At 58.6% G+C, this 23,950-nt stretch carries 21 protein-coding genes; 4 read left to right on the plus strand and 17 right to left on the minus strand.

The window, feature by feature from the left end:
* Positions 1-7: 7 nt before the first annotated feature.
* The 9 genes from ACLIKD_RS17440 to ACLIKD_RS17480 form a co-directional block, all read right to left on the minus strand.
* Complete coding sequence (locus ACLIKD_RS17440; protein ID WP_428826018.1) at positions 8-1,474, minus strand: glutamate synthase subunit beta; 1,467 nt, start codon at positions 1,472-1,474, stop codon at positions 8-10.
* Complete coding sequence (gene gltB, locus ACLIKD_RS17445; protein ID WP_428826019.1) at positions 1,474-6,105, minus strand: glutamate synthase large subunit; 4,632 nt, start codon at positions 6,103-6,105, stop codon at positions 1,474-1,476. The genes ACLIKD_RS17440 and gltB overlap by 1 nt, the downstream gene beginning before the upstream one ends.
* A gap of 187 nt (positions 6,106-6,292) precedes the next feature.
* Positions 6,293-7,378 carry a 3-dehydroquinate synthase gene (aroB, locus tag ACLIKD_RS17450; RefSeq protein ID WP_428826020.1) on the minus strand — a complete coding sequence of 362 codons (1,086 nt, stop codon included), beginning with the start codon at positions 7,376-7,378 and terminating at the stop codon, positions 6,293-6,295.
* Positions 7,375-7,902, minus strand: a complete 528-nt coding sequence (locus tag ACLIKD_RS17455) for a shikimate kinase (RefSeq protein ID WP_428826021.1) — start codon at positions 7,900-7,902, stop codon at positions 7,375-7,377. The genes aroB and ACLIKD_RS17455 overlap by 4 nt, the downstream gene beginning before the upstream one ends.
* Before the next feature lie 82 nt (positions 7,903-7,984).
* The gene (gene pilQ / locus ACLIKD_RS17460; RefSeq protein ID WP_428826022.1) at positions 7,985-10,153 is read right to left on the minus strand and encodes a type IV pilus secretin PilQ; all 2,169 of its coding nucleotides are present in this window, start codon (positions 10,151-10,153) and stop codon (positions 7,985-7,987) included.
* Positions 10,150-10,683 carry a pilus assembly protein PilP gene (locus ACLIKD_RS17465; protein ID WP_226418041.1) on the minus strand — a complete coding sequence of 178 codons (534 nt, stop codon included), beginning with the start codon at positions 10,681-10,683 and terminating at the stop codon, positions 10,150-10,152. The genes pilQ and ACLIKD_RS17465 overlap by 4 nt, the downstream gene beginning before the upstream one ends.
* Positions 10,684-10,691: 8 nt before the next feature.
* Complete coding sequence (locus tag ACLIKD_RS17470; protein WP_428826023.1) at positions 10,692-11,357, minus strand: type 4a pilus biogenesis protein PilO; 666 nt, start codon at positions 11,355-11,357, stop codon at positions 10,692-10,694.
* Positions 11,354-11,923 (minus strand): PilN domain-containing protein, encoded by a 570-nt coding sequence (locus ACLIKD_RS17475; RefSeq protein ID WP_428826024.1) that lies wholly within the window; start codon positions 11,921-11,923, stop codon positions 11,354-11,356. Before ACLIKD_RS17475 ends, ACLIKD_RS17470 begins: the two co-directional genes overlap by 4 nt.
* The gene (locus ACLIKD_RS17480; protein WP_428826025.1) at positions 11,920-13,005 is read right to left on the minus strand and encodes a pilus assembly protein PilM; all 1,086 of its coding nucleotides are present in this window, start codon (positions 13,003-13,005) and stop codon (positions 11,920-11,922) included. Before ACLIKD_RS17480 ends, ACLIKD_RS17475 begins: the two co-directional genes overlap by 4 nt.
* Before the next feature lie 174 nt (positions 13,006-13,179).
* Between ACLIKD_RS17480 and ACLIKD_RS17485 the strand changes: the two genes are divergently transcribed.
* The gene (locus ACLIKD_RS17485) at positions 13,180-15,474 is read left to right on the plus strand and encodes a penicillin-binding protein 1A (protein ID WP_428826026.1); all 2,295 of its coding nucleotides are present in this window, start codon (positions 13,180-13,182) and stop codon (positions 15,472-15,474) included.
* Here ACLIKD_RS17485 and cyaY read toward each other — a convergent pair whose 3' ends face one another.
* Positions 15,475-15,792 (minus strand): iron donor protein CyaY, encoded by a 318-nt coding sequence (cyaY, locus tag ACLIKD_RS17490; protein WP_428826027.1) that lies wholly within the window; start codon positions 15,790-15,792, stop codon positions 15,475-15,477.
* A gap of 41 nt (positions 15,793-15,833) precedes the next feature.
* Between cyaY and lptM the strand changes: the two genes are divergently transcribed.
* From lptM to ACLIKD_RS17505, 3 genes are read left to right on the plus strand one after another with little or no spacing between them, the layout of a single operon-like run.
* On the plus strand, positions 15,834-16,016 hold the full coding sequence (gene lptM, locus ACLIKD_RS17495; protein ID WP_226418035.1) for an LPS translocon maturation chaperone LptM: 183 nt from the start codon (positions 15,834-15,836) through the stop codon (positions 16,014-16,016).
* Positions 16,013-17,275: a diaminopimelate decarboxylase gene (gene lysA / locus ACLIKD_RS17500; protein WP_428826028.1), complete on the plus strand. Its 1,263-nt coding sequence runs from the start codon at positions 16,013-16,015 to the stop codon at positions 17,273-17,275. The genes lptM and lysA overlap by 4 nt, the downstream gene beginning before the upstream one ends.
* Positions 17,276-17,283: 8 nt before the next feature.
* A complete protein-coding gene (locus ACLIKD_RS17505; protein WP_428826029.1) occupies positions 17,284-17,652 on the plus strand; it encodes an RNA-binding S4 domain-containing protein in 369 nt (122 codons plus the stop codon).
* Here ACLIKD_RS17505 and ACLIKD_RS17510 read toward each other — a convergent pair.
* The 7 genes from ACLIKD_RS17510 to ACLIKD_RS17540 all read right to left on the minus strand — a co-directional run bounded on the left by ACLIKD_RS17510 (position 17,647) and on the right by ACLIKD_RS17540 (position 23,944).
* Positions 17,647-18,519 (minus strand): AEC family transporter, encoded by an 873-nt coding sequence (locus tag ACLIKD_RS17510; RefSeq protein ID WP_428828355.1) that lies wholly within the window; start codon positions 18,517-18,519, stop codon positions 17,647-17,649. The two genes, ACLIKD_RS17505 and ACLIKD_RS17510, sit on opposite strands and share 6 nt — an antisense overlap.
* A gap of 11 nt (positions 18,520-18,530) precedes the next feature.
* Entirely contained in the window at positions 18,531-19,877 is a 1,347-nt protein-coding gene (gene hslU, locus ACLIKD_RS17515; protein ID WP_428826030.1) for an ATP-dependent protease ATPase subunit HslU, read from the minus strand.
* The gene (hslV, locus tag ACLIKD_RS17520) at positions 19,874-20,410 is read right to left on the minus strand and encodes an ATP-dependent protease subunit HslV (protein ID WP_226418031.1); all 537 of its coding nucleotides are present in this window, start codon (positions 20,408-20,410) and stop codon (positions 19,874-19,876) included. The genes hslU and hslV overlap by 4 nt, the downstream gene beginning before the upstream one ends.
* A 15-nt stretch (positions 20,411-20,425) precedes the next feature.
* Positions 20,426-21,637: an STAS domain-containing protein gene (locus tag ACLIKD_RS17525; RefSeq protein WP_428826031.1), complete on the minus strand. Its 1,212-nt coding sequence runs from the start codon at positions 21,635-21,637 to the stop codon at positions 20,426-20,428.
* Between the two features lie 81 nt (positions 21,638-21,718).
* Positions 21,719-22,483, minus strand: a complete 765-nt coding sequence (locus ACLIKD_RS17530; RefSeq protein ID WP_428826032.1) for a metal ABC transporter permease — start codon at positions 22,481-22,483, stop codon at positions 21,719-21,721.
* A complete protein-coding gene (locus ACLIKD_RS17535) occupies positions 22,473-23,051 on the minus strand; it encodes an ATP-binding cassette domain-containing protein (RefSeq protein ID WP_428826033.1) in 579 nt (192 codons plus the stop codon). The genes ACLIKD_RS17530 and ACLIKD_RS17535 overlap by 11 nt, the downstream gene beginning before the upstream one ends.
* The gene (locus ACLIKD_RS17540; RefSeq protein WP_428826034.1) at positions 23,048-23,944 is read right to left on the minus strand and encodes a metal ABC transporter substrate-binding protein; all 897 of its coding nucleotides are present in this window, start codon (positions 23,942-23,944) and stop codon (positions 23,048-23,050) included. Before ACLIKD_RS17540 ends, ACLIKD_RS17535 begins: the two co-directional genes overlap by 4 nt.
* Between the last annotated feature and the right edge of the window lie 6 nt (positions 23,945-23,950).

The following is a 23,950-nucleotide window of genomic DNA, read 5'->3' on the forward strand; positions in this document are numbered from 1 at the left end:
TGCGTTTTTAGCGCGGCAGCGTCGTGCTACCCATCAGGAAGTTATCGACCTCGCGGGCACACTGCCGACCCTCGCGGATCGCCCAGACGACCAGCGATTGACCACGCCGAACGTCACCGGCGGCGAAGACCTTGCCGACATTGGTGGCATAGCAGCCGTCGCCGTCGGTCGTGGCCTTGGCATTGCCGCGGTTGTCCTTCTCGATGCCGAAGGCTTCGAGCAGGCTGCCGACCGGATTGGTGAACCCCATGGCGAGGAAAACGAGATCGGCCGGCAGTTCGAATTCCGAACCGGCAACTTCGCTCATTTTTCCGTCCTTCCATTCGACACGCACCGCCTTCAGCGCCTTGACGTTGCCTTTGCCATCATCGATCAACGCCTTGGTCGCCACCGCGAAATCGCGGCTGCAGCCTTCGTCGTGCGACGAGGAAGTGCGCAGCTTGTACGGCCAGTACGGCCAGGTCAGCGCCTTGTTTTCCTCTTCCGGCGGCATCGGCATCAGTTCGAACTGGGTCACCGAGGCAGCGCCCTGACGGTTCGAAGTACCGACACAGTCGGAGCCGGTATCGCCACCACCGATGACGATCACGTGCCTGCCCTTGGCATTGATCGGGTTGGTCTTGCCAGCCTGGACTTCCTTGTTCTGCGGAATCAGGAATTCCAGCGCGGCATAGGTGCCCTTCAGTTCGCGGCCGGGAACCGGCAGGTCGCGCGGCACTTCCGAGCCGGCCGCGACGATCACCGCATCGAAGTCTTTTTTCAGTTGCTCGGCCGAAACGAACTCGACGGCGTCATTGTTGATGCCGGCCGGCAGATCCTTGCTGCCGACGACGACCTTGGTCTTGAAGCTGACGCCTTCGGCTTCCATCTGGGCAACACGGCGATCGATCACCGTTTTTTCCAGCTTGAAGTCGGGAATGCCGTAACCAAGCAGACCACCGATGCGGTCGCTCTTCTCGAATACCGTCACGGCATGACCGACCCGCGCCAGTTGCTGGGCCGCAGCCAGGCCGGCCGGGCCGGAACCGACCACGGCAATCTTCTTGCCGGTCTTGGCCTTCGGCGGTTGCGGCACGACCCAACCCATTTCCCAGCCCTTGTCGATGATGAAATGCTCGATCGACTTGATGCCGACCGGCGCGGCATTGATGCCCAGCGTACAAGCGGCTTCGCAGGGCGCCGGGCAGATGCGGCCGGTGAAGTCCGGGAAATTGTTGGTGGAATGCAGCACTTCCAGGGCCTGCTTCCAGTTGCCGCGATAAACCAGATCATTCCAGTCGGGAATGATGTTGTTCACCGGACAACCATTGTTGCAGAACGGAATGCCGCAGTCCATGCAGCGTGCGCCCTGGGTCTTGGCATCCTCGTCGTTCAGGGTATGAACGAATTCCTTGTAGTGCTTCAGGCGCTGTTCAACCGGATCGTAAGCCTCGGAGAGACGGTCGAATTCCATAAAGCCAGTCGGCTTGCCCATTATGCGGCCTCCTTCTGTGCAGCGGCCAGCTCGGTGAGCGCCCGCTTGTACTCATGCGGATAAACTTTGACGAACTTCTCGCGGTAGGCATCCCAGTCGGCCAGGATAGCCTTGGCAGTCGTGCTGCCGGTGTACTCGGCATGCCGGGTGACCAGTTCCTTGAGTTGCTCTTCGTCGGCGATGCCCAGGTGCAGAGGCTCGCCGGCAGCCTGGCGGCTCGCCGGCAGAACCTTCTCAAGCGCGACCTGAGCCAGATTGGCGCGATGCTTGAAGCTGCCATCCTCGTCCAGCACGTAGGCGATGCCGCCCGACATGCCGGCCGCGAAGTTACGCCCGGTCATGCCGAGCACGACCACGGTACCGCCGGTCATGTATTCGCAGCCATGGTCACCGACGCCTTCGACGACCGCCGTGCCACCGGAGTTACGGACGGCAAAACGCTCGCCACCAACGCCGGCCAGGAAAGCCTCGCCATCGGTCGCACCGTACATGACGGTGTTGCCGACGATGATGTTGTCCTGCGTGTTGCCACGGAAGTCGGGGCTCGGCTTGATGATCAGGCGGCCGCCCGACAGGCCCTTGCCGACATAGTCGTTGCCTTCGCCACTCAGTTCGAGCGTAACGCCCTTGGCCAGGAAAGCACCGAAGGCCTGGCCGGCGGTTCCGGTCAGCTTGACGTGGATGGTGTCGTCCGGCAACCCGGCGTTGCCATAACGGCGGGCCACTTCACCCGACAGCATGGTGCCGCAGGTGCGGTTGACGTTGATGATCGAGGTTTCGATCTGCACCTTTTGACCCTTTTCCAGGGCCGGCTTGGCCTGCTCGATCAGCTTGTGATCGAGCGCCTTGGCCAGACCGTGATCCTGCGTTTCGGTCTGGCGACGCGGTTCGCTGGCCGGCACGTTCGGCAGGTAGAAAATGCGCGAGAAATCGAGACCCTTGGCCTTCCAGTGTTCGATACCCGGACGGGTGTCGAGCAGGTCAGCCCGGCCGACCAAGTCGTCAAACTTGCGAATGCCCAGCTGAGCCATGATTTCGCGGACTTCTTCGGCAACGAAGAAGAAGTAATTGACGACATGCTCCGGCTGGCCGGTAAAGCGCTTGCGCAGTTCCGGGTCCTGGGTGGCAACGCCGACCGGACAGGTGTTGAGGTGACACTTGCGCATCATGATGCAGCCCTCGACGACCAGCGGTGCGGTAGCGAAACCGAATTCGTCGGCCCCGAGCAAAGCACCGATGACGACGTCGCGACCGGTCTTGATCTGGCCATCGACCTGGACGCGGATACGCGAACGCAGACGGTTCAGGACCAGGGTCTGCTGGGTTTCGGACAAGCCGAGTTCCCACGGCGTACCGGCATGCTTGATCGACGACTGCGGCGAAGCACCCGTACCGCCGTCAAAACCGGCGATCACGAGATGATCGGCCTTGGCCTTGGAAACACCTGCAGCCACCGTGCCAACGCCAACTTCGGACACCAGCTTGACCGAGATCGAAGCGCGCGAATTGGCGTTCTTCAGATCGTGAATCAGTTGTGCCAGGTCTTCGATCGAATAGATGTCGTGGTGCGGCGGCGGCGAAATCAGGCCGACGCCCGGCACCGAGTGACGCAGGAAGCCGATGTACTCAGACACCTTGTGACCCGGCAACTGACCGCCTTCACCCGGCTTGGCGCCTTGCGCCATCTTGATCTGGATCTGGTCGGCATTGACCAGATATTCGGCGGTGACGCCGAAACGACCGGAAGCGACCTGCTTGATCGCGGAACGCAGCGAATCGCCTTCCTTCATCTCGATGTCGCGCTCGATACGGCCGGCACCGATGATTTCGGAGAGCATGGTACCGGCCTTGACCGGCAGGAAGCGCTTGGCGTCCTCGCCACCTTCACCGGTGTTCGACTTGCCGCCGATGCGGTTCATCGCCAGGGCAAGCGTGGTGTGGGCTTCGGTCGAGATGGAGCCGAGCGACATGGCGCCGGTCGCAAAGCGCTTGACGATTTCCTTGGCCGACTCGACTTCATCCAGCGGCACCGGAGTGCCTTGCGGCTTGAATTCGAACAGGCCGCGCAGGGTCAGGTGACGCTTGGTCTGATCGTTGATCAGCTTGGCGTATTCCTTGTACGTCTCGTACTTGCCGGAGCGCGTCGCATGCTGCAGTTTGGCGATCGAATCGGGCGTCCACATATGCTCTTCGCCACGCGTGCGGTAAGCGTACTCACCACCGGCATCGAGCATGCTGGTCAGCACCGGATCAGCCGAGAAGGCTTCCGTATGCAAACGAATGGCTTCCTCGGCCACTTCGAAGACACCAATGCCTTCGACGTTGGACGGCGTGCCGGTGAAGTACTTCTCGATGAAGTCCTTCTGCAGGCCGATCGCCTCGAAAATCTGCGCGCCGGTGTAGGACATGTAGGTCGAGATGCCCATCTTGGACATGACTTTGTTCAGCCCCTTGCCGATCGCCTTGACGTAATTCTTGACGTATTTGTCGGCTTTTTCGGCATCGCCCTTGGCAAAGCCCTCGATCGTTTCCAGAGCCAGGTAGGGGTGAATCGCTTCGGCGCCGTAACCACCGAGCAGCGCGAAGTGGTGCGTTTCGCGCGCCGAGCCGGTCTCGACGACCAGACCGGCGCTGGTGCGCAAGCCCTTCTTGACCAGATGCTGGTGGATGGCCGAGGTCGCCAGCAGCGCCGGGATCGCCACGTGATCGGCATCGACCTTGCGGTCGGAGACGATCAGGACGTTGGCGCCGGAGCGCACGGCATCTTCGGCATCCGCCGCCAGCGAGGCGAGACGGGCTTCGACACCGGCCTTGCCCCAGGCGACCGGGTAGCAGATATCCAGCTCGAAAGAGCGGAACTTGCTCGAGGTGTATTTCCCGATATGGCGCAGCTTCTCCATGTCGGTGCAGTTCAGGACCGGCTGCGACACTTCCAGGCGGATCGGCGGGTTGATGTCCGTGGTATTCAGCAGATTGGGCTTCGGACCGACGAACGAGACCAGCGACATGACCAGTTCTTCACGGATCGGATCGATCGGCGGATTGGTAACCTGGGCAAACAGCTGCTTGAAGTAGGTGTAGAGGGTCTTGTTCTTGCTCGACAGCACCGGCAGCGCGGAATCGGTACCCATCGAACCGGTCGCTTCTTCGCCGTTCTGTACCATCGGCTCGAGGATGACCTTGATGTCTTCCTGGGTGTAACCGAAGGCCTGCTGACGATCGAGCAGCGAAGCGGACGGCACGGCACACTTTTCGTCGGCCGCCGGGACCTGGTCGAGCTTGATGCGGATCTTTTCGATCCACTCGCGATAGGGCTTGGCCTTGGCCAGCGAGTCCTTGAGTTCCTTGTCGTCGATGATGCGGCCTTGTTCCATGTCGATCAGGAACATCTTGCCCGGTTGCAGGCGCCACTTCTTGACGATCTTCTTTTCCGGAATCGGCAGCACACCGGATTCGGAAGCCATGACGACGAGGTCATCGTCGGTAACCAGATAGCGGGCCGGCCGCAGACCGTTACGGTCGAGCGTCGCGCCGATCTGGCGACCATCGGTGAACGCGACGGCGGCGGGGCCATCCCACGGCTCCATCATCGCTGCATGGTATTCGTAGAACGCCCGACGATTTTCGTCCATCTGCGTGTGCTTTTCCCAGGCTTCAGGAATCATCAGCATCATCGCCTGGGCCAGCGAATAGCCACCCATGACCAGCAGTTCGAGTGCGTTATCGAAGGAGGCCGAATCGGACTGCCCCGGATAATGCAGCGGCCAGACCTTCTTCAGGTCATCGCCAAGAATCGGGGAGGAAATTGCCTGCTCGCGCGCCTTGAACCAGTTGACGTTGCCGCGCACCGTGTTGATTTCGCCGTTATGGGCGATGTAGCGGAACGGGTGGGCCAGATCCCAGGTCGGGAAGGTATTGGTCGAAAAGCGCTGGTGCACCATGGCCAGGGCGGAAACGGTGCGCTTGTCCTGCAGGTCGAGGTAGTAGACACCAACCTGATCGGCCAGCAGCAGGCCCTTGTAATTGACGGTACGAGCCGAGAAGGACGGTACGTAGAATTCCTTGCCGTGCTTCAATTTGAGCGACTTGATCGCATTCGCGGCACGGCGGCGGATGATGTAAAGCTTGCGCTCAAGGGCATCGGTGACAAATACATCAGGACCGCGGCCGACGAAAATCTGACGGATCACCGGTTCCTTGGCGCGCACCGTCGGCGACATCGGCATGTCACGATTGACCGGGACTTCGCGCCAGCCGAGAACAACCTGGCCTTCAGCCTTTACCGAGCGTTCGATCTCCTCGACGCAGGCGTGGCGCGACGCAGCCTCCTGCGGCAAAAAGACCATGCCAACACCATATTCGCCAAGCGGCGGCAACTCGATGTCTTTCTTGGCCATTTCTTCCCGATAGAACTGGTCGGGAATCTGAATGAGAATGCCGGCACCGTCACCCTGCAACGGGTCGGCACCAACGGCGCCCCGGTGATCAAGGTTTTTCAGGATCAACAAACCTTGCTCGACGATGCTATGACTCTTCAGCCCCTTGAAATGGGCAACAAAACCCACGCCGCAAGCGTCGTGCTCGTTGGCTGGGTCGTACAAACCCTGCCGATCAGGTACTGCCGGTTCCATCACACGCATTCCTTCAAATAACTTGGCCAGACCACATGGACCAAAGATAAAAAAAGCCGAACATCATAATTTATGCGTCGGCCTGTACGAAATTTTGAGGCAACCATCAAATATACTGGTAAAACCCTGTCAATTCAAGATGCTGCAATGCACCAATATGGCCCAATCGCATTCAAGCGGTCCCCGCTCACGTGCATCGGGCTTCGATCGCCGCACGGATCAACTCCTTGCCAGCCTCATCGGACATTACCGCCTTGCCTATTTCTTTCAGTAGCACGAGACGTAACTTGCCATCCTGAACCTTCTTGTCGTGGCTCATCAACTCAAGATAACGTGCCGCACCCAAGGCCGGTCCTTGCACAGGCAAGCCTGCCTGAATGAACAATTTTTCGATTCTTTGAACCGTCTCGGCTGACAGCCAGCCAAGGCGAAACGACAGTTCTGCCGCAATTAGTGTGCCGGCCGCTACTGCTTCGCCATGCAGCCACACCCCATAGCCCATGCCTGTTTCAATGGCATGACCGAAGGTATGACCAAGATTCAGCAGCGCGCGCTCGCCGCTCTCGCGCTCATCAGCGGCCACCACCTCAGCCTTGTTCGAGCAAGAGCGATGCACAGCATAGGCGAGGGCCGTCTTGTCACGGGCCAGCAATTTGTCGATATTCGACTCCAGCCAGATGAAGAAGTCCGGATCACGAATCAAACCATACTTGATGACTTCGGCCAGGCCTGCCTGCAACTCCCGGTCGGGCAAGGTATCAAGAGTAGACAAATCGGCCAGCACCAGCTTGGGCTGGTAGAAGGCGCCGATCATGTTTTTCCCCAAAGGGTGGTTGATTGCAGTTTTGCCACCTACAGAGGAATCGACCAGCGACAGTAAGGTGGTGGGCACCTGGATGAATGGCATGCCCCGCTGGTAACAGGCCGCGGCAAAGCCCCCCATATCACCGATCACGCCGCCACCGAGAGCGATCAGCGTGGTATTGCGCTCGCAATGCGCCCCGAGCAAGGCGTCAAAGATCAGATTCAAGGTTTCCCAAGTCTTGTAGCGCTCTCCATCCGGAAGAATAACCGGCAAGACTGAAACGCCACCCTTTTCCAGGGTTGATCGCAGGGCGTCAAGGTAAAGAGGCGCGACAGTCATATTGGTCACCACCACCGCATTTTTCTGCTTCAAATGCGGAAGCACCAATTCGGCGTCAGTCAGAACACCGCAGCCGATATGGATCGGATAGGAGCGCTCACCCAGCGCCACATTCAATGTCTGATTCATGATTTACCCAGCCGATTAAATTCCCGCAACAAATGCTGCACGATGCCCGACGCGACGAGATGAGAACCCTCAACAACGAAATGGGCGACATCTCGATAAAGCGGGTCGCGCACAGCATAAAGCTCTTCCAACCTGGCCAGTGGGTCCGGGACATTCAGCAGCGGTCGATTCCTGTCGTGGCGGGTACGTTCGTACAACAGCCTTGGTGGCACATTTAGATAAACCACCCAGCCCGTATCGTGCAGACGCCGACGATTTTCCTGATTGAGCACAACACCGCCACCAGTCGCCAGAACAATATCTTGTGCATTTGACAACTCTGCGATTGTTTGGGCCTCCCGACGTCGGAACCCGTCTTCACCCTCAATTTCGAAAATAGTCGGAATGGGAACCCCCGTTCGCTCGACGATTTCGTGATCGGAGTCGTAAAAGGCGCGTCCCAAACGTTTCGCCAGTTGCCGCCCTACGGTTGTTTTACCGGCCCCCATCAGGCCAACGAGATAGATATTTCGACGATTTTCCACGACCGGATTCTATCCGACTCTAGCCTAGGCGCAAAAAACAAAGGCCGGCTAAGCCGGCCCTTGATGACAAATCGCTTACCGATCAATCCAGACGCATCTTCTCGGAGAGAATTCGTGGCGTTATAAAAACCAGCAACTCGCGACGCTCTCCAATATCGTTCTTGTACTTGAAGAGCCAACCAAAGAAAGGAATGTCGCCCAGCAGCGGCACTTTCTCCGTCGATGCTTGAGTATTGGTTATAAACACTCCGCCGATAACCACAGTTCCACCATTGTCAACAACAACATTGGTTTCCACAATCGAGCTCTTCAGTGGCGGATTACCCAGAATAGCCCTCGTCCAGTCCGGCTCCTCCTTCTTCACGATCAAGGCCATTCGCACCGTTCCTTCCGGCGTGATCTGTGGCGTCACTTCAAGAGATAACTTGGCCGCCTTGAAACTAACAGTCTGCGTGGTCGTTCCGCCGCTACTTGAGGTGGTGACGTAGGGAATTTCCGTACCATCCTCAATCTTGGCTTTGATGTTATTGGCAGTAATCACCCGCGGACTGGAAATAATTTTCCCAACGCCATCCGACTCCAATGCCGCCAACTCCATATTCAAAATGCGAGTAAGCGAAGAGTTGAACAAGGAGAGCGCCAAGGTTCCACCGGTAGAAGTAAAGGATGGAAGGTTGACACCTATCGTCTGTGGAGTTGTCTGCGTAGCCGGAGTGGAGGATGAGGTAACGACACCATTGGATGAGCTTGACGTAAAGGTACCTGGAGAAACCGACCCACCGGTCATTCCTAAGCCGCTGCCGCCTATATTGGTACGAACCTGATTGAGAAAATTAAGCTTCACGCCCAAGTCGCGATTAAAACTATCGTTAGCCTCAACAACCCGCGCCTCAATCAATACTTGCCGGGCGCCAATATCAATTGCATTAATGAAAGAGCGAATTTCTTCCAACTTCGATGGAATATCATTTACGAATAGAATATTCGATTGCGGGTCTGCTACAGCACTTCCGCGCTTACTTAAAATACGCTGCGCTGCTACATTTGCACCAACAGCCCCTCCTGTTGGAGCCAGACCAGCAAGAAGGCGAGCGACATCGCTTGCTTTCTGATAATTCAGGACGAACTGCTCTAGTTTAATCGGCTCAAGATCACTGATCTGTTGTTTCGATTCGAATTCGAGCTTTTCTCGGGTCGATATTTCATCACGCGGGGCAATCATAATGATATTGCCCTTCTTGCGCATATCAAGGCCCTTTTGCTGGAAGATAATATCAATGACCTGATCAGCCGGCACATCCTTGAGGACCAGAGTGGTTGTTCCCGTCACGGTTTCGCTGATCACCGCATTCAAACCCAACTCTTCGGCCATTAAGCGGAGCAACGCCCGAACATCACCATTTTGGTAATTGATGCTGACACGCGGCCCCTGATAACCAACTTTCGATCCCTGAACCAGTTTGTTCGGATCTTCGACAATCCGCTTTACCTCAACGATAAACTGATTGTCGCTCTGATAGGCATTGTGCTCCCACTGCCCCTTGGGCGAAATCGTCATACGCGCATTTTCACCCAGTGACTTCGTCTCGACGGTGCTCACCGGGGTGGCGAAATCAGTGACATCCAGTTTGCGACGGAGGTGCTCCGGAACAGATGTTTTGATGAAATCAACAATCAGCGCAGACCCTTGCTGCCGGATATCTATCCCCGTACCTGCATCACTGAGATCAACAACGATACGACCTTCGCCGTCTTTCCCCCGGCGAAACAGGACATCGCGCAAGGCATGCCGACTCCCGACCGCACTTTCTTCGGCGAATCGAGTCACTTGCTGCGCAGCAGCATCGCCAATCCGAGCAATCGGAGAAAGCGTGACGTAAAGTGACTTACCATCGAGGCGCGTCGTGTAATTCATGTGACGCACCAGATTCAGTACAAGACGAGTCCTTTCGCCAGCCTGAACAATGTTCATACTGCGCAAATCACCCTCATTCAGTACCTGACTATTTTTTCCGAGACTGTTCGCCGTTGACGGAAAATCAAGCGCGATCTTCGCCGGATTGGCAACGCTAAAGCCTGCAGGCGGGACAGATAAGGCTTCCTTTAGATCAATCTTCACCGCGATTTCATTGCCTTGCTTGGCCACATTGATCGCCTCAATGGCGTTGACCGGAACGCTCTGGGCGCGAACAGGCGAAATCAAGGCGAGGCAAGCCGAGGCCGCAAGCAGCGTGTAGTTTAATAGTTTCATTTCTTGCTTCCCTCCTTGCTCTGCAGGTAGAGCGAACTCTTGCGCTCGCTCCAGTCACCGGCAGAATCCTGTATTAATTCGCGCAACTCAACTTCCTTATCGGTAATTTGCGTCACCATCCCAAAATCCAGACCGATGTAATCGCCAACCTTAACTTGCTTGACTTTATCGTCAACCTGAATGGCCGCCATCGGACGATTGTTGATATTCAGATAACCAATCATTTTGAGCGACTCAATCGGATACTTCTCAAGTAGGCTGTTACGCATTTCACGAGCCTCGAAATCAGGCTGGAAGGCGCCCCCCTTCCCTGCAGCCTGCTTGTACTTCGACTCTGGCTCTATCTTGTTCGGCTTGAACGGGTCCAAGACCCCCTCCACCTCATAAGGAACTGGCTGGTAGGGCAAGACTTCAGGCACCTTGGGAACACTTCCTCGCATATCTTTCGTGCTCTCAACCATCCATTGCTTCAAGTCTTCATGGTCCCCTCCGGAACAAGCTCCGAGGGCACCACACAAGGCGACAAGCATTATCCGCTTCACTTCTTCGCTCCTTGTGCTGGCTTCTTCTGTTTGGCGATTTCTTCTTCATCCAGATAGCGGAAGGTCTTGGTCGTAGCATCCAAGGACAAAATACCGCCTTCCTTGACCGGGGTGATTGAAATATTATTCAAGGTCACGATCCGCGGCAGTTTTGCGATATCAGCCGCGAACGCGCCAAAATCGTGATAGCTGCCATTGATTTTTACGGCAATCGGCAATTCTGCATAAAAATCCTTGATCTGCTCCTGGCCTGGCCGGAACAACTCAAATTGCAGACCGCGCCCCAAGCCAGCCTGATTCACCTCGATAAGCAACGCTTCAATTTCCGACTTGTTAGGTAGCTGCTTGAGCAAAGCGCCAAACGAACGGTCAATTTCCGCTAGTTGTTGCGTATAAAGATCGAGATTGACGGCCTGACGCTTTTTGTCGAGATACTGTTGCCTCAGGGTTTCCTCTTCGCGCTGCTTGGTTTCAAGTTCTGTCAGCTGATCGCTCCAGACAAACCACCACCCGGCGACCAGAATCGCCAAAAACAAGCCAAGCAACACTGTGATCTTTGGAATTAATGGCCAAGCACCTGGATCGTTCGGATTCAGGTATCTAAAATCATCCAGAATGTCCTGGAAATTAATTTTGGGCAATGAAATGGATTTAGCGCTCATTTCTTCCCCTTTACATCTTCAGGCTTGACTCGAGTCAGAACAAAAGTCATGCCGAACTCGTTGATTCGCCGTCCCCCCAGCACTCCGGCCTTGGTCTCGATCAAGCGGGGATTTTCGAGCCACGGAGAAGCTTCCAGATTGCGCATCAATGCCGACACCCGCGCATTGGATTGGGCGAAACCGGATATATTCACATTCAAGCCATCCTGCTTGAGGGTTTTCAAATAAATCCCCTCGGGAACCTGCTTTACAAGTTCACTCAGCAAATAAACGGTTTCACCGCGATCACGCTGCAGATTTTCAATTACCTGCTTACGTGACAGCAAGGCTTGGGTTTGCTCCTTGAGGCGCTTGATTTGATCAAGCTGCTTGTCAAGAACAGCAATTTCCTTCTTGAGAAAATCATTGTTGCTGATCTGGTTTCCAATCGAATTATCGATCAGCGTGTAGACGGCGAAAACAATCAGCGCCGAAAGGACCGCAACAAGGCCACCCAACACAAAAAACTGCTCACGCCGAGCCTTTTTCGCCTCTTCGCGATGCGGAAGGAGGTTGATACGAATCATGAGGGATCAAACCTCCGCAGAGCTAGGCCACAAGCCACCATCAGCGATGACGAATCTGCCAACAGACTCTTGGCCCGAACACGGTCGGAAAGAACCATGTTGGCAAACGGGTTGGCAACCAGTGTATTAACCTGCGTTCGCGTCGCAACGACCTCATCGATACCGGGAATCACGGCACACCCACCCGCCAATACGATGTGATCGACTTGATTGTATTGCGTCGAGGTGAAGAAGAATTGCAGCGCCCGCGATACTTCGAGTGCCAGATTTTCCATAAACGGATTAAGCAACTCGGCCTCGTAGCCTTCAGGCAGATTTCCGGCTCGCTTTGCCGCCTCGGCATCCTCGTAACTCATCCCATAGTGCCGGGAAATGTCTTGCGTCAGTTGGCCACCGCCAAATGCTTGCTCGCGTGCATAAACCTGCTGCCCATTGCGCAAAACTGTCAGGTTCATGACGTTGGCACCAGCATCGATCAGCGCTACTACCTGATTTTTCCCGGATTCGGGCAGTTGCCGCTCGACCAGCTCAAAAGCAGACAACGACGCCAGCGACTCAACGTCGATGACGACAGCCTTAAGGCCAGCAGCATCCGCCACCGCCACACGATCTTCAACCCGCTCCTTCTTTGAAGCGGCTATCAGAACCTCCAACTCGTCGGGCACCGAAGGCGCCGGACCAATTACCTGGAAGTCCAGATTCACTTCATCGATGGAAAAAGGAATGTACTGATTGGCCTCCGACTCGACCTGAGCTTCGAGCTCATCGTCGCGCAGACCTGCCGGCACAATAATTTTCTTGGTAATCACTGCCGAACCAGGCAGCGCCATGGCGACGTGACGGGTCGAGGTGCCGAGACGTTTCCAAGCACGCCGGACACAGTCAACGACCCCTTCCAGATTGGCAATATTGCCATCGGATACCGCATCTTTGGGCAACACCTCTATGGTGTAGCGTTCGACGCGGTAGCCATCTTTTCCGTTGGCGGTCAATTCGACCATCTTGACTGCGGAGGAACTAATGTCCAAACCGAGCAAGGAACGCGCCTTAGGATTTAATAACGCGGAGATATCGAAGCCCACCAGACCCCCAAAAAGTCCTTACGGAATACGAAGTTAGCAAAACAACCAATAATTCACTTCAGATGCTAGCAACAACCTATAGGCATGTAAAGCACTTTCACGGCCAAGAATTGACGCAGCGTATAATCCGCGCAATTCCAATTTGTATCCTTGACCACCTTGCCCACCCTTCCTTTGGCACTCCGTATCGTTCTTTACCCGCTGATTGTTCTGCTGGGTACCGCCTCCATCATCGTGGCAATCATTCTGATTGTCCTGGTCCTGACCTACCCCAATCTTCCCTCTCTTGAGGTGCTGACCGATTACCGGCCGAAGATACCTTTACGGGTCTATACCGCCGACGGCTACCTGATCGGTGAATTTGGTGAAGAACGGCGAGCCGTTGTGACGATCCAGGAGGTTCCTGAGATCATGAAACAAGCCATCCTGGCGGCAGAGGACGACCGTTTCTATCAGCACGGCGGCATTGATTACGTTGGCATACTGCGCGCCGCCGGCGCCAATGTACTCGGTGGCGGCAAAAGGCAGGGAGCATCAACGATTACCCAGCAAGTTGCCCGCAATTTCTTTCTGACCGGCGAGAAGACCTACACCCGAAAGCTCTACGAAGCGCTTCTTTCCTTCAAGATTGAAAGCAATCTGTCCAAGGATCAAATCTTTGAGCTATACATCAACCAGATTTTCCTTGGCCAGCGAGCCTACGGCTTTGCCGCTGCCTCCCAGATCTATTTTGGCAAGCCGCTGAAGGACATTTCCATCGCCGAAGCTGCCATGCTGGCAGGGTTACCCAAGGCACCGTCGGCTTACAATCCGATCGTCAATCCAAAACGGGCAAGGCTCCGCCAGCAATACGTACTGCGCCGGATGCACGAACTGGGGAAAATCAACGAAACCCAGCACGAAGCGGCGCTCAAGGAGCCCCTCGTGGTCAAGCGCGAACTCGCCGAATATTCCGTCCATGCAGAATTTGCTGCTGAAATGGCTCGCCAGATCACCGCTGAACGCTTTCCTGACGACGTTTACTCGCGCGGCATGAAGGTCTACACGACACTGATCAAGTCCGAACAGGAAGCCGCCTATAACAGCCTGCGCCGAGGCGTGATGGATTACGACCGGCGCCATGGCTATCGCGGCGCCGAGTCCTATCTCGATATGAAGGATTTCAAATCCGATCAGGATGAGGCGATTGATGAAGCGCTGCAGGAGATTGCCGAAGCTGGCGACCTGATCCCCGCCCTGGTTCTGGCGGCCGATGCCAAGCAGATCCGCGCTTATCGCAAGGGCGGCGAACTTGTCCAGCTCAATGGCGAGGCGATGAAATTCGCCGTCAAGATGCTCGACGACAAGGCGCCGCAGAACAAACGACTGCGGCGGGGCGCAATCATCCGCCTACAGAAGAACGAGAAAGGTGACTGGCAGATCAGCCAGCTACCGGAGGTTGAATCGGCCTTCGTCGCGGTGACGCCGAAGGATGGGGCGATTCGCGCGCTGATCGGCGGTTTCGATTTCAATCGCAACAAATTCAACCACGTTACGCAAGCCTGGCGGCAGCCCGGATCAAGCTTCAAGCCCTTCATTTACTCGGCTTCGCTGGAAAAAGGCTACAGCCCGAACAGCGTGATCGCCGACGAGCCGATTGTCATTCCGGCAAGCCAGACGGGTGCCCAAGCCTGGCAGCCGCACAACTACGACGGCAAGTATGAAGGTCCGATGAAAATGCGGACTGCGCTGGCCAAATCCAAGAACATGGTGTCGATCCGCATTCTGCAATCGATCGGCACGCAATACGCACAGGATTACGCCAGCCGCTTCGGTTTCGATGCCGACAAGCACCCACCCTACCTGACGATGGCGCTTGGGGCGGGTTCAGTGACTCCGTGGCAGATGGTGACGGCCTATTCGGTATTCGCCAATGGCGGTTTCAAGATCAATCCTTACATCGTGCGCGAGATCCGTGACGAACGGAACCAGGTCCTGGCTCATTCGGCCGGCGTCGAAGCAGGAGAGGAATCGATCCGCGCTATCGACCCGCGCAATGCTTTCATGATGGATGCCATGCTGCGCGATGTCGCCATCTATGGCACTGCGGCAAAAGCCTCGGCAACCCTGAAACGTCAGGATCTGGCGGGCAAGACCGGGACGACCAACGAGTATGTCGATGCCTGGTTCTGCGGTTATCAGATGACTGTCGCCGGCTGTGCCTGGCTTGGCTTCGACCAGCCCAAAAAGCTGGGCGACCGGGAAACCGGCGGCGCGGCGGCATTGCCGATCTGGATCGGTTATATGAGCCGCGCTCTCAAGGATGTGCCAATTCAGCTCCCGGAAATGCCGGATGGCCTGATCAGCTCGGGAGAAGGCCGGGATCACAGCTATATTTATGCCGAGAATGCCAGCAAGGGGCATCCGCCAGAAGACGCAGCAACCGCCCCGGAGCCGGTACCCGACTTGAGCGCGCCACCGAGCGACTGATCAGCTCAGCATAATGTTCTCGCCGGCTTGCTGGCTGGCGAGGGCTGACAGCTTGCCCATCAACTCGGCGCCATCCCGGGTATCAATCCAGGCGCTACCATCCCAGCGAAAATGGAAGCCGCCGGCCCGTGCGGCAACCCATATTTCACGCGCCACGCCGTGTCGATTGACGATGATCTTGCCGCCATCCTCGAACTCGATTTCCAGCACGCCGCCGGCGGCCAATTCGAAATCGATATCGGCCCCACTGGCCTCTAGTGCAGCCTCGATCCGGGCCAGTACTGCATCGGCCAAACCGTTGAATTCCTTGTCATCCATCGTGTGCTACCATCCCGCTCTTTGCTGACAACCCGTCGCCAATGTCCAGAATTGCAGCCGTTTTACTGACTTTCAGCCTCGCCGCCTGTGGCATGAAAGGCCCTCTCGAATTGCCGCCCGGCCCGGCGCCGGAACCGCTGCTTGGCACACCGAAACCGGCCAAGCCGGCCACTAAGGCAAGCCCGGCCGATGTTAGCACGACCACCAAAACAAACACCCAATGAGCTCATTTACCCTGAAAGACGGCGTGCTGCATGCCGAATCCGTTGCCCTGCCGGCCATTGCCGACCAGTTCGGCACCCCCGCCTATGTTTATTCACGTGCCGCCCTGGAGGCTTCGCTCGGTGAATTCCACAACGTCCTCGCTAGCCATCCGGCTGGCCAGGGGGCACTCGTCTGCTATGCGGTCAAGGCCAACTCGAACCTCGCCATTCTGAATATCTTCGCCCGCCTCGGTGCCGGTTTCGACATCGTCTCGGGCGGCGAACTGCAGCGCGTCCTGGCAGCTGGGGCCGATCCGCAAAAAATCGTGTTTTCCGGGGTCGGCAAGACCGCTGACGAAATGAAACAGGCGCTCGAGGCGGGCATCTTCTGCTTCAACGTCGAATCGGCACCCGAACTGGAGCGCCTCAACGAAGCCGCCGGCCAGCTTGGCAAGAAGGCGCCGGTCAGCTTGCGCGTCAATCCGAATGTCGACCCGAAGACGCACCCCTATATTTCCACCGGCCTCAAGGAAGCGAAATTCGGCGTCGCCTATGACGACGCGCTGCCCCTCTATCGCCGTGCCGCTGCCTTGCCGAATATCGAGGTGGCCGGCATCGACTGCCATATCGGCTCCCAGTTGCTCGACCCATCTCCCTTCAGCGAAGCACTTGAGCGGATTTTGGCGCTGATCGATCAGCTGACAGCAGCCGGCATCCATATCCACCACCTCGACCTCGGTGGCGGCCTCGGCATCAAGTACAAGGACGATCAGGTACATCCGACCGTTGCCGCCTATCTGACGCCCTTGCTCGACAAGCTGGCTGGCCGTGGCCTGAAGGTCGTGCTCGAACCCGGCCGTCGGCTGGTCGGCAATGCCGGCCTGTTGCTGACCCGCGTCGAGTATCTGAAACCGGGTGAAGGCAAGAGTTTCGCCATCATCGATGCAGCCATGAACGACCTGATGCGCCCGGCGCTCTATGAAGCCTGGCATGACATTCTGCCCGTCGTGCCACATGGCGGCGAAAGCCGGGTTTATGACGTTGTCGGCCCGGTTTGCGAAACCGGCGATTTTCTCGGCCAGGCACGGCCGCTGGCCATCGCAGCCGGTGACCTGCTCGCCGTGATGTCAGCTGGCGCCTACGGCATGGCGATGAGTTCCAATTACAACACCCGGCCGCGGGCGGTCGAAATCATGGTCGATGGCGACCGGACCTTCGTCATCCGCCAGCGTGAAACGGTCGCCCAGCTATACGCCGGCGAAACCTTGTTGCCGCAATAAACGACGCCGTGCGCCTCGACAAATGGCTGTGGGCTGCACGTTTTTTCAAGACGCGCACGCTGGCCAGCGATGCGGTCAGTGGTGGCAAGGTCCAGCTTAACGGGACGCGCATCAAGCCGTCCCGCGAAGTCAAAATCGGCGACCGCCTGGATGTCGCCAATAGCGAAACGCACTGGGAGCTTACGGTCCGGGCGCTTTCCGACAAACGCGGCCCGGCACCGGAAGCCCGGCTGCTCTATGAAGAAAGCCAGGCGAGTATCGCCAGCCGCGAAGCACAGCGCGAAACCCGCCGGCTGGTCGTCGATCCGGCAGCCGACTTGCACGGCCGCCCGACCAAGCGCGACCGGCGCCAGATCAACCGATTCGGCGGCTCATAACACCATCGCCAGCGCCAGCGGCAGGAACAACAACGCCGCCAGATTGCCGATCAGCACAATCGACGCGACGCGCTCCGGTTCCTGCTTGTAACGTTCTGCAAAGAGGAAGTTGAGCACGGCCGGCGGCAAGGCACCGAAGACCAGCAGCATCGCGGCTTCCCGCCCGTGCAGTCCGAGCAGCTGGATGACCCCGGCAGCGATCAGCATGCCGGCGATCGGTCGCAGCACGGCACTGCCGGTTGCCACCTTCCACTCGCGGAAGGAGACATCGGTCATCCGCACGCCGAGCGAGAACAGCAGCAACGGTACGGAAACGTCGCCGAGCATTTTGATGGCGATGACCAGCGGCTGCCAGATGGGAATCTTGAGCATGGCGACGGCCAGCCCGGCAATTGCGGCAAAGACCACCGGCACCCGCCACAGGGTCAGCAAGCGGGCATGCGGATCGAGCAGCCGGGCGCCGAACGAAAAATGCAGGGTGTTTTCGACCATGAACAGGATGACCGCGGCCGGCAACGCATCTTCGCCCCAAGCCAGCACGGCGAGCGGCAGGCCGATGTTGCCGGAGTTGTTGAAGATCATCGGCGGTACCAACGTTTTCGGCTGCACACTGATCAACTTGGCGATCGGCCAGGCCAACAAGCCGCAGGTCGCCAGCACGATGAAGCCGCCCAGCGCCAGCGGCCCGAAAGCCACCAGATCGAAGGACTTGCCGGCCATCGCGGCGAAGACCAGGGCCGGGACGAAGACATCCATGTTCAGCCGGTTGGCCACGGCCATTTCCGGCTTGTGCTGGCGGGCGTAGAAATAGCCCGCGGCGATAATCCCGAAAATCGGGAAGAGAATGGCCAGCAGCCGGAAGGCCAGGCTATCCGGCGTCACAGAACGTAACGCGACAAGTCTTCGTCGGCGGCCAGCTCCCCGAGACGCTGATTGACGCTGGCGGCGTCGATGACGATCTTTTCCTGACCGGCCTTGCCGGCATCGAAGGAAATTTCCTCGAGCAGCTTTTCCATCACCGTATGCAGCCGACGGGCGCCAATGTTTTCTGTCTTCTCATTCACCTGAAAAGCGATTTCCGCCAGCCGGCGGATACCGTCGGCGGCGAATTCGAGATGGACGCCTTCGGTTTCCAGCAATGCCTGGTATTGCCGCGTCAGACAGGCATCGGTCTGGGTCAGGATGCATTCGAAATCGGCTACCGACAGCGAATCGAGTTCGACGCGAATCGGAAAACGCCCCTGCAGCTCGGGAATCAGGTCGGATGGCTTCGACAGATGGAAGGCCCCCGAGGCGATGAACAGAATGTGGTCGGTCTTGATCATCCCATACTTGGTCGACACCGTGGTCCCTTCGACCAGCGGCAACAGGTCGCGCTGGACGCCCTGGCGGGAGACATCGGCCCCCTGCATTTCGGAACGGCTGGCGATCTTGTCCAGCTCGTCGAGAAAGACGATGCCATTCTGTTCCACCGCAGTGACCGCCTGCTGTTTCACTTCCTCGTCATTGACCAGTTTGCCGGCCTCTTCCTCGGTCAGCAGCTTGAGCGCTTCCTTGATCTTCAGCTTGCGCGATTTCTTCTTGCCGCCACCGATGTTCTGGAACATTCCCTGAATCTGCTGGGTCAGCTCCTCCATGCCGGGCGGGGCGAAGATCTCGGCTTGCATGCCCGGGGCAGCGACTTCGATATCAATGTCCTTGTCGTCCAGCTCGCCCTCGCGCAGCTTTTTGCGAAATTTCTGGCGGGTCGCATTGTCTTCGGCCGGGCCGCTATTCTCGGCATAAAACCCGGGACTGCGGGCCGGCGGCAGCAGCACGTCGAGGATGCGATCCTCGGCTGCATCCTCGGCGCGCGAGCGCATCTGCTTGATGGCCCGCTCGCGATGGCTCTTGATGGCGATTTCCACCAGATCGCGAATGATCGTTTCGACATCGCGCCCGACATAACCGACTTCGGTGAACTTGGTCGCTTCAATCTTGATGAAAGGCGCATTGGCGATGCGCGCCAGTCGCCGGGCGATTTCGGTTTTGCCGACGCCGGTCGGGCCGATCATCAGAATGTTCTTCGGGGTAATTTCCTGGCGCAAGGGTTCCGCCACCTGAGCTCGCCGCCAGCGGTTGCGCAGGGCAATGGCCACCGATTTCTTGGCGTTGGTCTGGCCAACGATGTGCTTGTCCAGCTCGGAAACAATTTCCTGCGGCGTCATCGATTCTCCAGCGCTCATTCCAGCACCTCGATCGTGAAATTGCGATTGGTGTAGATGCAGATATCGCCGGCAATCTCCAGCGACTTGGTAACGATGTCGCGCGGACTCAGTTCGGTATTTTCCAGCAAGGCACGGGCCGCGCTCTGGGCGTAGGAGCCACCCGAGCCGATGGCGACGATGCCCTGTTCCGGCTCGAGCACGTCGCCATTACCGGTGATGATCAGCGAGACATCCTGGTCGGCCACCGAGAGCATCGCCTCCAGCCGGCGCAGCGCGCGGTCGGAACGCCAGTCCTTGGCCAGTTCGACCGCCGAACGCGTCAGGTTGCCCTGATGCTTTTCCAGCTTGGCTTCGAAACGCTCGAACAGCGTGAAGGCATCTGCCGTGCCGCCGGCGAAGCCGGCGAGAATGCGGCCCTGGTACAGTCGCCTGACTTTTTTCGCAGTCGCCTTGATGACGATGTTGCCCAGCGTCACCTGACCGTCACCACCCATGGCGACCGAATTACCCCGCCGCACCGACAGGATGGTCGTGCCGTGATATTGCTCCATGCTTTTTCCTGACTCTTAAAACTTGGGAACGATGATCCGGGCCTGCTTGTTCAGCCCGACCACGGCCATCAGCTCGGCGACCAGATGATTTGGGCTGCGGATCACGATGTCGCAACCCTTTGCCTTGAACGGCGCGATGCGATTGACCAGTTGCCCGGCCGAAAAGAAATCCATCCGGCGCACGGCGGAGAAATCGAGAATCGTTAGCTCCCCTGCTTCGAACATGGCGACCAGTTCATCGAAACGACAATTTTTGAGTTCGCCGGACAGGTAGTACGCCTCATCGCGCGGCCGCTCGCTGGCCTTTGGCACCGCTGAGTGTTTGGCCGGCAAGGTTTCCCAGGACGGTGGCGACAATTCGAAAGTCACCGCGTAATCGACCGCCCGCTCCTCGAAGGTGTCCTGGGTACCGTGCCGTTGCAGCAACTCAAGCAGCAACAACCAGGCCGTGGCGCGGGTTGCCTCACCCGCCACCAGACGCTCATTCAGTCGATCGATGAAACCCTCGACATGCTCCAGATCCACCGCGACACCGGTACGCCGCGCCTTTCTCAGCAGCGCGGCCAATTCGCCGGCGACATCGTCGTCGCAACCGACCAGCTTGCCGCAGTCGACGCGAACATCAATTTTCTGATCGACCAGTTTGGCCAACTCGGCGACCGGCTGTGCGCCATCGCCGGTCAGCACTCCCTGCAGCACGAAAATCCGGGGGCCGGCAACGGCGGTCGGCGGCGCCGGGTGCTCCTGCCGCCAGGTTGGCGGCGAGGTCTCACAGGCCTCGGCAAACTCGAACCCGAGTTTTTCAAACGCCGCCCGGTCGCCCGTTGCCTGCAGCAAATCGAACAGCAAGCGCCAGAAACGCATGCCTTCTTCGCGCGAATAGCTGCGAATCAGCATCTCGAGCAAGGCGCGGGCCGGGGCATCCTGGCTGTTGGCGAACATCACCACGACTTGTTCGATATCGGCCTGGACGGGATCGCCGCCCTGCTCGACGTCGATGGCCATGACGCTTGATTCGGTGAAATCGCGATCGAAATCTTCGCCGGAGAAATCGAAATCATCAGTAACCGCCAGCGGCATCAGCGGCGCTGACGGCGCCGGATTGCTGTTGGTGAACTCGAGATCGGGCAACGGCTCGGCCAGCGGGGCCGCAGCCTCCGGCTCGGGTTGTTTCAGGACAACGGGCGGCTCAGCGGGGCGGGGGCGGGCAGCCGGGCGCTCCGGCATTTTCTGAGGTTGTTTTTTGAAGAAGGAAAAAACCATAAGCACTCCGCGTACAGAATGGATGTTTTAGCACGCCATCCGGCGTCATGCAATGACCAGCCCTATGCCAATCAGGAGAAGCGCCAGGACCGGCCCGAATGGTTGGTCCAGGCCGAGCGCCAGCAGAAAGCCGGCAATATAGGCAAGGACGCCGATGACTTGGGCAAGGAGCAGCCCGCGCCGCCAGTTGGGCGCTCGCCGGAAGGCCAGCCAGGGCGGAATGAAGACCAAGGCAAATGCCCCCATCACCCCGATGCTCATGGTCGCCAGGGCCAGCAGCAAGGCGGCGAGCACATCGAAGCCGCTCTGCGTTGGCCAGGCATGCAGACCGCGCAGACGGAAAAAATCGGGATAGACATGGGCCAGCAGCAGGTGTTTGGCTAGCGCCCGCAGAATGGCCAAGGCGATCAGGCTACCGCCGGCAACCAGCCAGAGCTGTTCGCTGCTCGAGAAATAGAGCTGACCATCGAACAAGGCATGGCCGAGGCGCTCGGCCAGCGGATGATTGGCCGCCAGCAAGACCGCCACCGCCCAGCCGCCGAGCAGCAGCAAGGCATAACTGGCGCCACCGGCCAGCTTGCCGGCAAAAAACCGTTTGCCGGCCCCGACCAGGCCGGCCGCCGCCATGCCGCCGAGCGCCGGCGGCATGGCGATCACCAGGGCGAGCAAGGCACCGGCAGCAGCGACATGCGAATAGGCCAGCGCCGCCAGCCATTCATCGCGCAACCGCAGGTAGCAGCCGAGCAGGGGCAACACGATGGCAAGACAAAGGCCGGTCAGGAACGGCACCAGGAAGAGGTCACTCCACATCGCCGGCTCCCAACACGATGACGCGATCGCAGACGGCTTCGACAAAAGCGGCGTCGTGACTGACGACAATCACCCCCGCCCCGGCTTCGGCCCTCTCGCGCAGGTGAGCCGTCAGGTGGGCGACACCGGCGGCATCGAGATTGTTGGTGGGTTCGTCGAGCAGCACAAGGTCGGCCGGCGCCTGCAGAATGGCCCACAGCGCCAGGTAATGGCGCTGACCGCCGGACAGGCGGTCGAGGCGGCTATCGATGCGCTCGGCCAGCCAGGGTGGCAGGCCGGCGGGACTGGCGCCGGTCAGCGCCAGCAGTTCGCGACCAGCCAGCGGCAGGCCGTCGACCGGCGGGATGTCCTGGGTCTGCAAAGCCAGACGCAGCCCCGGTTGCCGTTCGAGGCGACCGGAGAAGACCGTTGCCCGGCCGGCCAAGGCCGCCAGCAGCGTGCTCTTGCCAACGCCGTTGGGGCCGGTCAGGCCGACGATCTCACCGGCTGCCAGCGTCAGGTCGACGGGCTGGGTGGCCGGCCGTTGCCAGCCGGCCACCAAGTGCTCGATGCGCAGCAGGAAACTCAAGGCATGGCCTTCAATAAACGTTGCAGTGTGTCGTCAAACAGGCCGAAGAGGTCTTTCGCCTCGGCCGTCCCGCCCACCGTATAGGGCAGCAGCACCGCCGGAATGCCCGCCTTGCCGGCAATCCACTGACTCGGACCATCCTGATTGTAGGCGGCGCGCAGCACCATTTTAGCCGGCGTCGCTTGCTGCTTGGCCAACAGCCCGGTCAGATGTCCGCTGCTCGGCTCGATGCCGGGCTTTGGTTCGAGGGCGCCGACCTCTTTCATCGCCAACCAGTTGGTCAGGTAAACGAAGGAAGAATGATGGACCAGCACCGGCACGCCGCGCAGCGGGGCGGCCGCCTTCTCCCAGCGGGCCATCGCCGCCTGCCACTTGCCGGCAAAGGCCTTGAAGCCAGCCTGATAGGCCGGACCATTGGCGGCATCGAGTTCCGCCATGCGGGTAGCCAGAGCCGCACCGACCAACGTCACGTTATGCGGATTGAGGTGGGTATGCGGATTGCCCGCTGCATGCACGTCGCCATGGGCACGATCGAGCACGGCCGGGACATCCAGACGATTGACGTAGTTGGCGGCTTCAAAATAACCCGGGCTGCCGGGCTGTATCGTCGAATTGCCCGAATCGCGGACGACCAGCGGCAGCCAGCCAATCTCCAGATCGGCGCCGGCGGCGACGACCAGCTGAGCACGCCGCGCCTGGGCGAGCAATGACGGCTTGGCCTCGATCCGGTGCGGATCCTGAAAGGCGGTGGTGGCGCTATAGACGGTGACCTTGTCGCCGCCGATCTCCTTGGCCAGCGCCGCCCATTCCGGCACGGTGGCAAAGACATTGAGATTGGCCCAGGCCGGCAAGGCGGCCAGCGTCAGTAACAAAAGGGATAGTTGTTTACGCATCGTCCG

Origin of the sequence: Azonexus sp. IMCC34842 (assembly GCF_050368855.1) — a bacterium.
Lineage (GTDB): Bacteria > Pseudomonadota > Gammaproteobacteria > Burkholderiales > Rhodocyclaceae > Azonexus > Azonexus denitrificans_A.

Excerpts from the sequence above, each read along its gene's own strand:
- ACLIKD_RS17540 (WP_428826034.1), bottom strand. The coding sequence starts at position 23,944 with ATGCGTAAACAACTATCCCTTTTGTTACTGACGCTGGCCGCCTTGCCG.
- hslU (WP_428826030.1), bottom strand. The coding sequence starts at position 19,877 with ATGAGCGCTGGAGAATCGATGACGCCGCAGGAAATTGTTTCCGAGCTG.
- ACLIKD_RS17525 (WP_428826031.1), bottom strand. The coding sequence starts at position 21,637 with ATGCCGGAGCGCCCGGCTGCCCGCCCCCGCCCCGCTGAGCCGCCCGTT.
- aroB (WP_428826020.1), bottom strand. The coding sequence starts at position 7,378 with ATGAATCAGACATTGAATGTGGCGCTGGGTGAGCGCTCCTATCCGATC.
- pilQ (WP_428826022.1), bottom strand. The coding sequence starts at position 10,153 with ATGAAACTATTAAACTACACGCTGCTTGCGGCCTCGGCTTGCCTCGCC.
- gltB (WP_428826019.1), bottom strand. The coding sequence starts at position 6,105 with ATGGAACCGGCAGTACCTGATCGGCAGGGTTTGTACGACCCAGCCAAC.
- lptM (WP_226418035.1), top strand. The coding sequence starts at position 15,834 with ATGTCCAGAATTGCAGCCGTTTTACTGACTTTCAGCCTCGCCGCCTGT.
- hslV (WP_226418031.1), bottom strand. The coding sequence starts at position 20,410 with ATGGAGCAATATCACGGCACGACCATCCTGTCGGTGCGGCGGGGTAAT.
- ACLIKD_RS17470 (WP_428826023.1), bottom strand. The coding sequence starts at position 11,357 with ATGAGCGCTAAATCCATTTCATTGCCCAAAATTAATTTCCAGGACATT.
- lysA (WP_428826028.1), top strand. The coding sequence starts at position 16,013 with ATGAGCTCATTTACCCTGAAAGACGGCGTGCTGCATGCCGAATCCGTT.
- cyaY (WP_428826027.1), bottom strand. The coding sequence starts at position 15,792 with ATGGATGACAAGGAATTCAACGGTTTGGCCGATGCAGTACTGGCCCGG.
- ACLIKD_RS17475 (WP_428826024.1), bottom strand. The coding sequence starts at position 11,923 with ATGATTCGTATCAACCTCCTTCCGCATCGCGAAGAGGCGAAAAAGGCT.
- ACLIKD_RS17465 (WP_226418041.1), bottom strand. The coding sequence starts at position 10,683 with ATGCTTGTCGCCTTGTGTGGTGCCCTCGGAGCTTGTTCCGGAGGGGAC.
- ACLIKD_RS17530 (WP_428826032.1), bottom strand. The coding sequence starts at position 22,483 with ATGTGGAGTGACCTCTTCCTGGTGCCGTTCCTGACCGGCCTTTGTCTT.
- ACLIKD_RS17440 (WP_428826018.1), bottom strand. The coding sequence starts at position 1,474 with ATGGGCAAGCCGACTGGCTTTATGGAATTCGACCGTCTCTCCGAGGCT.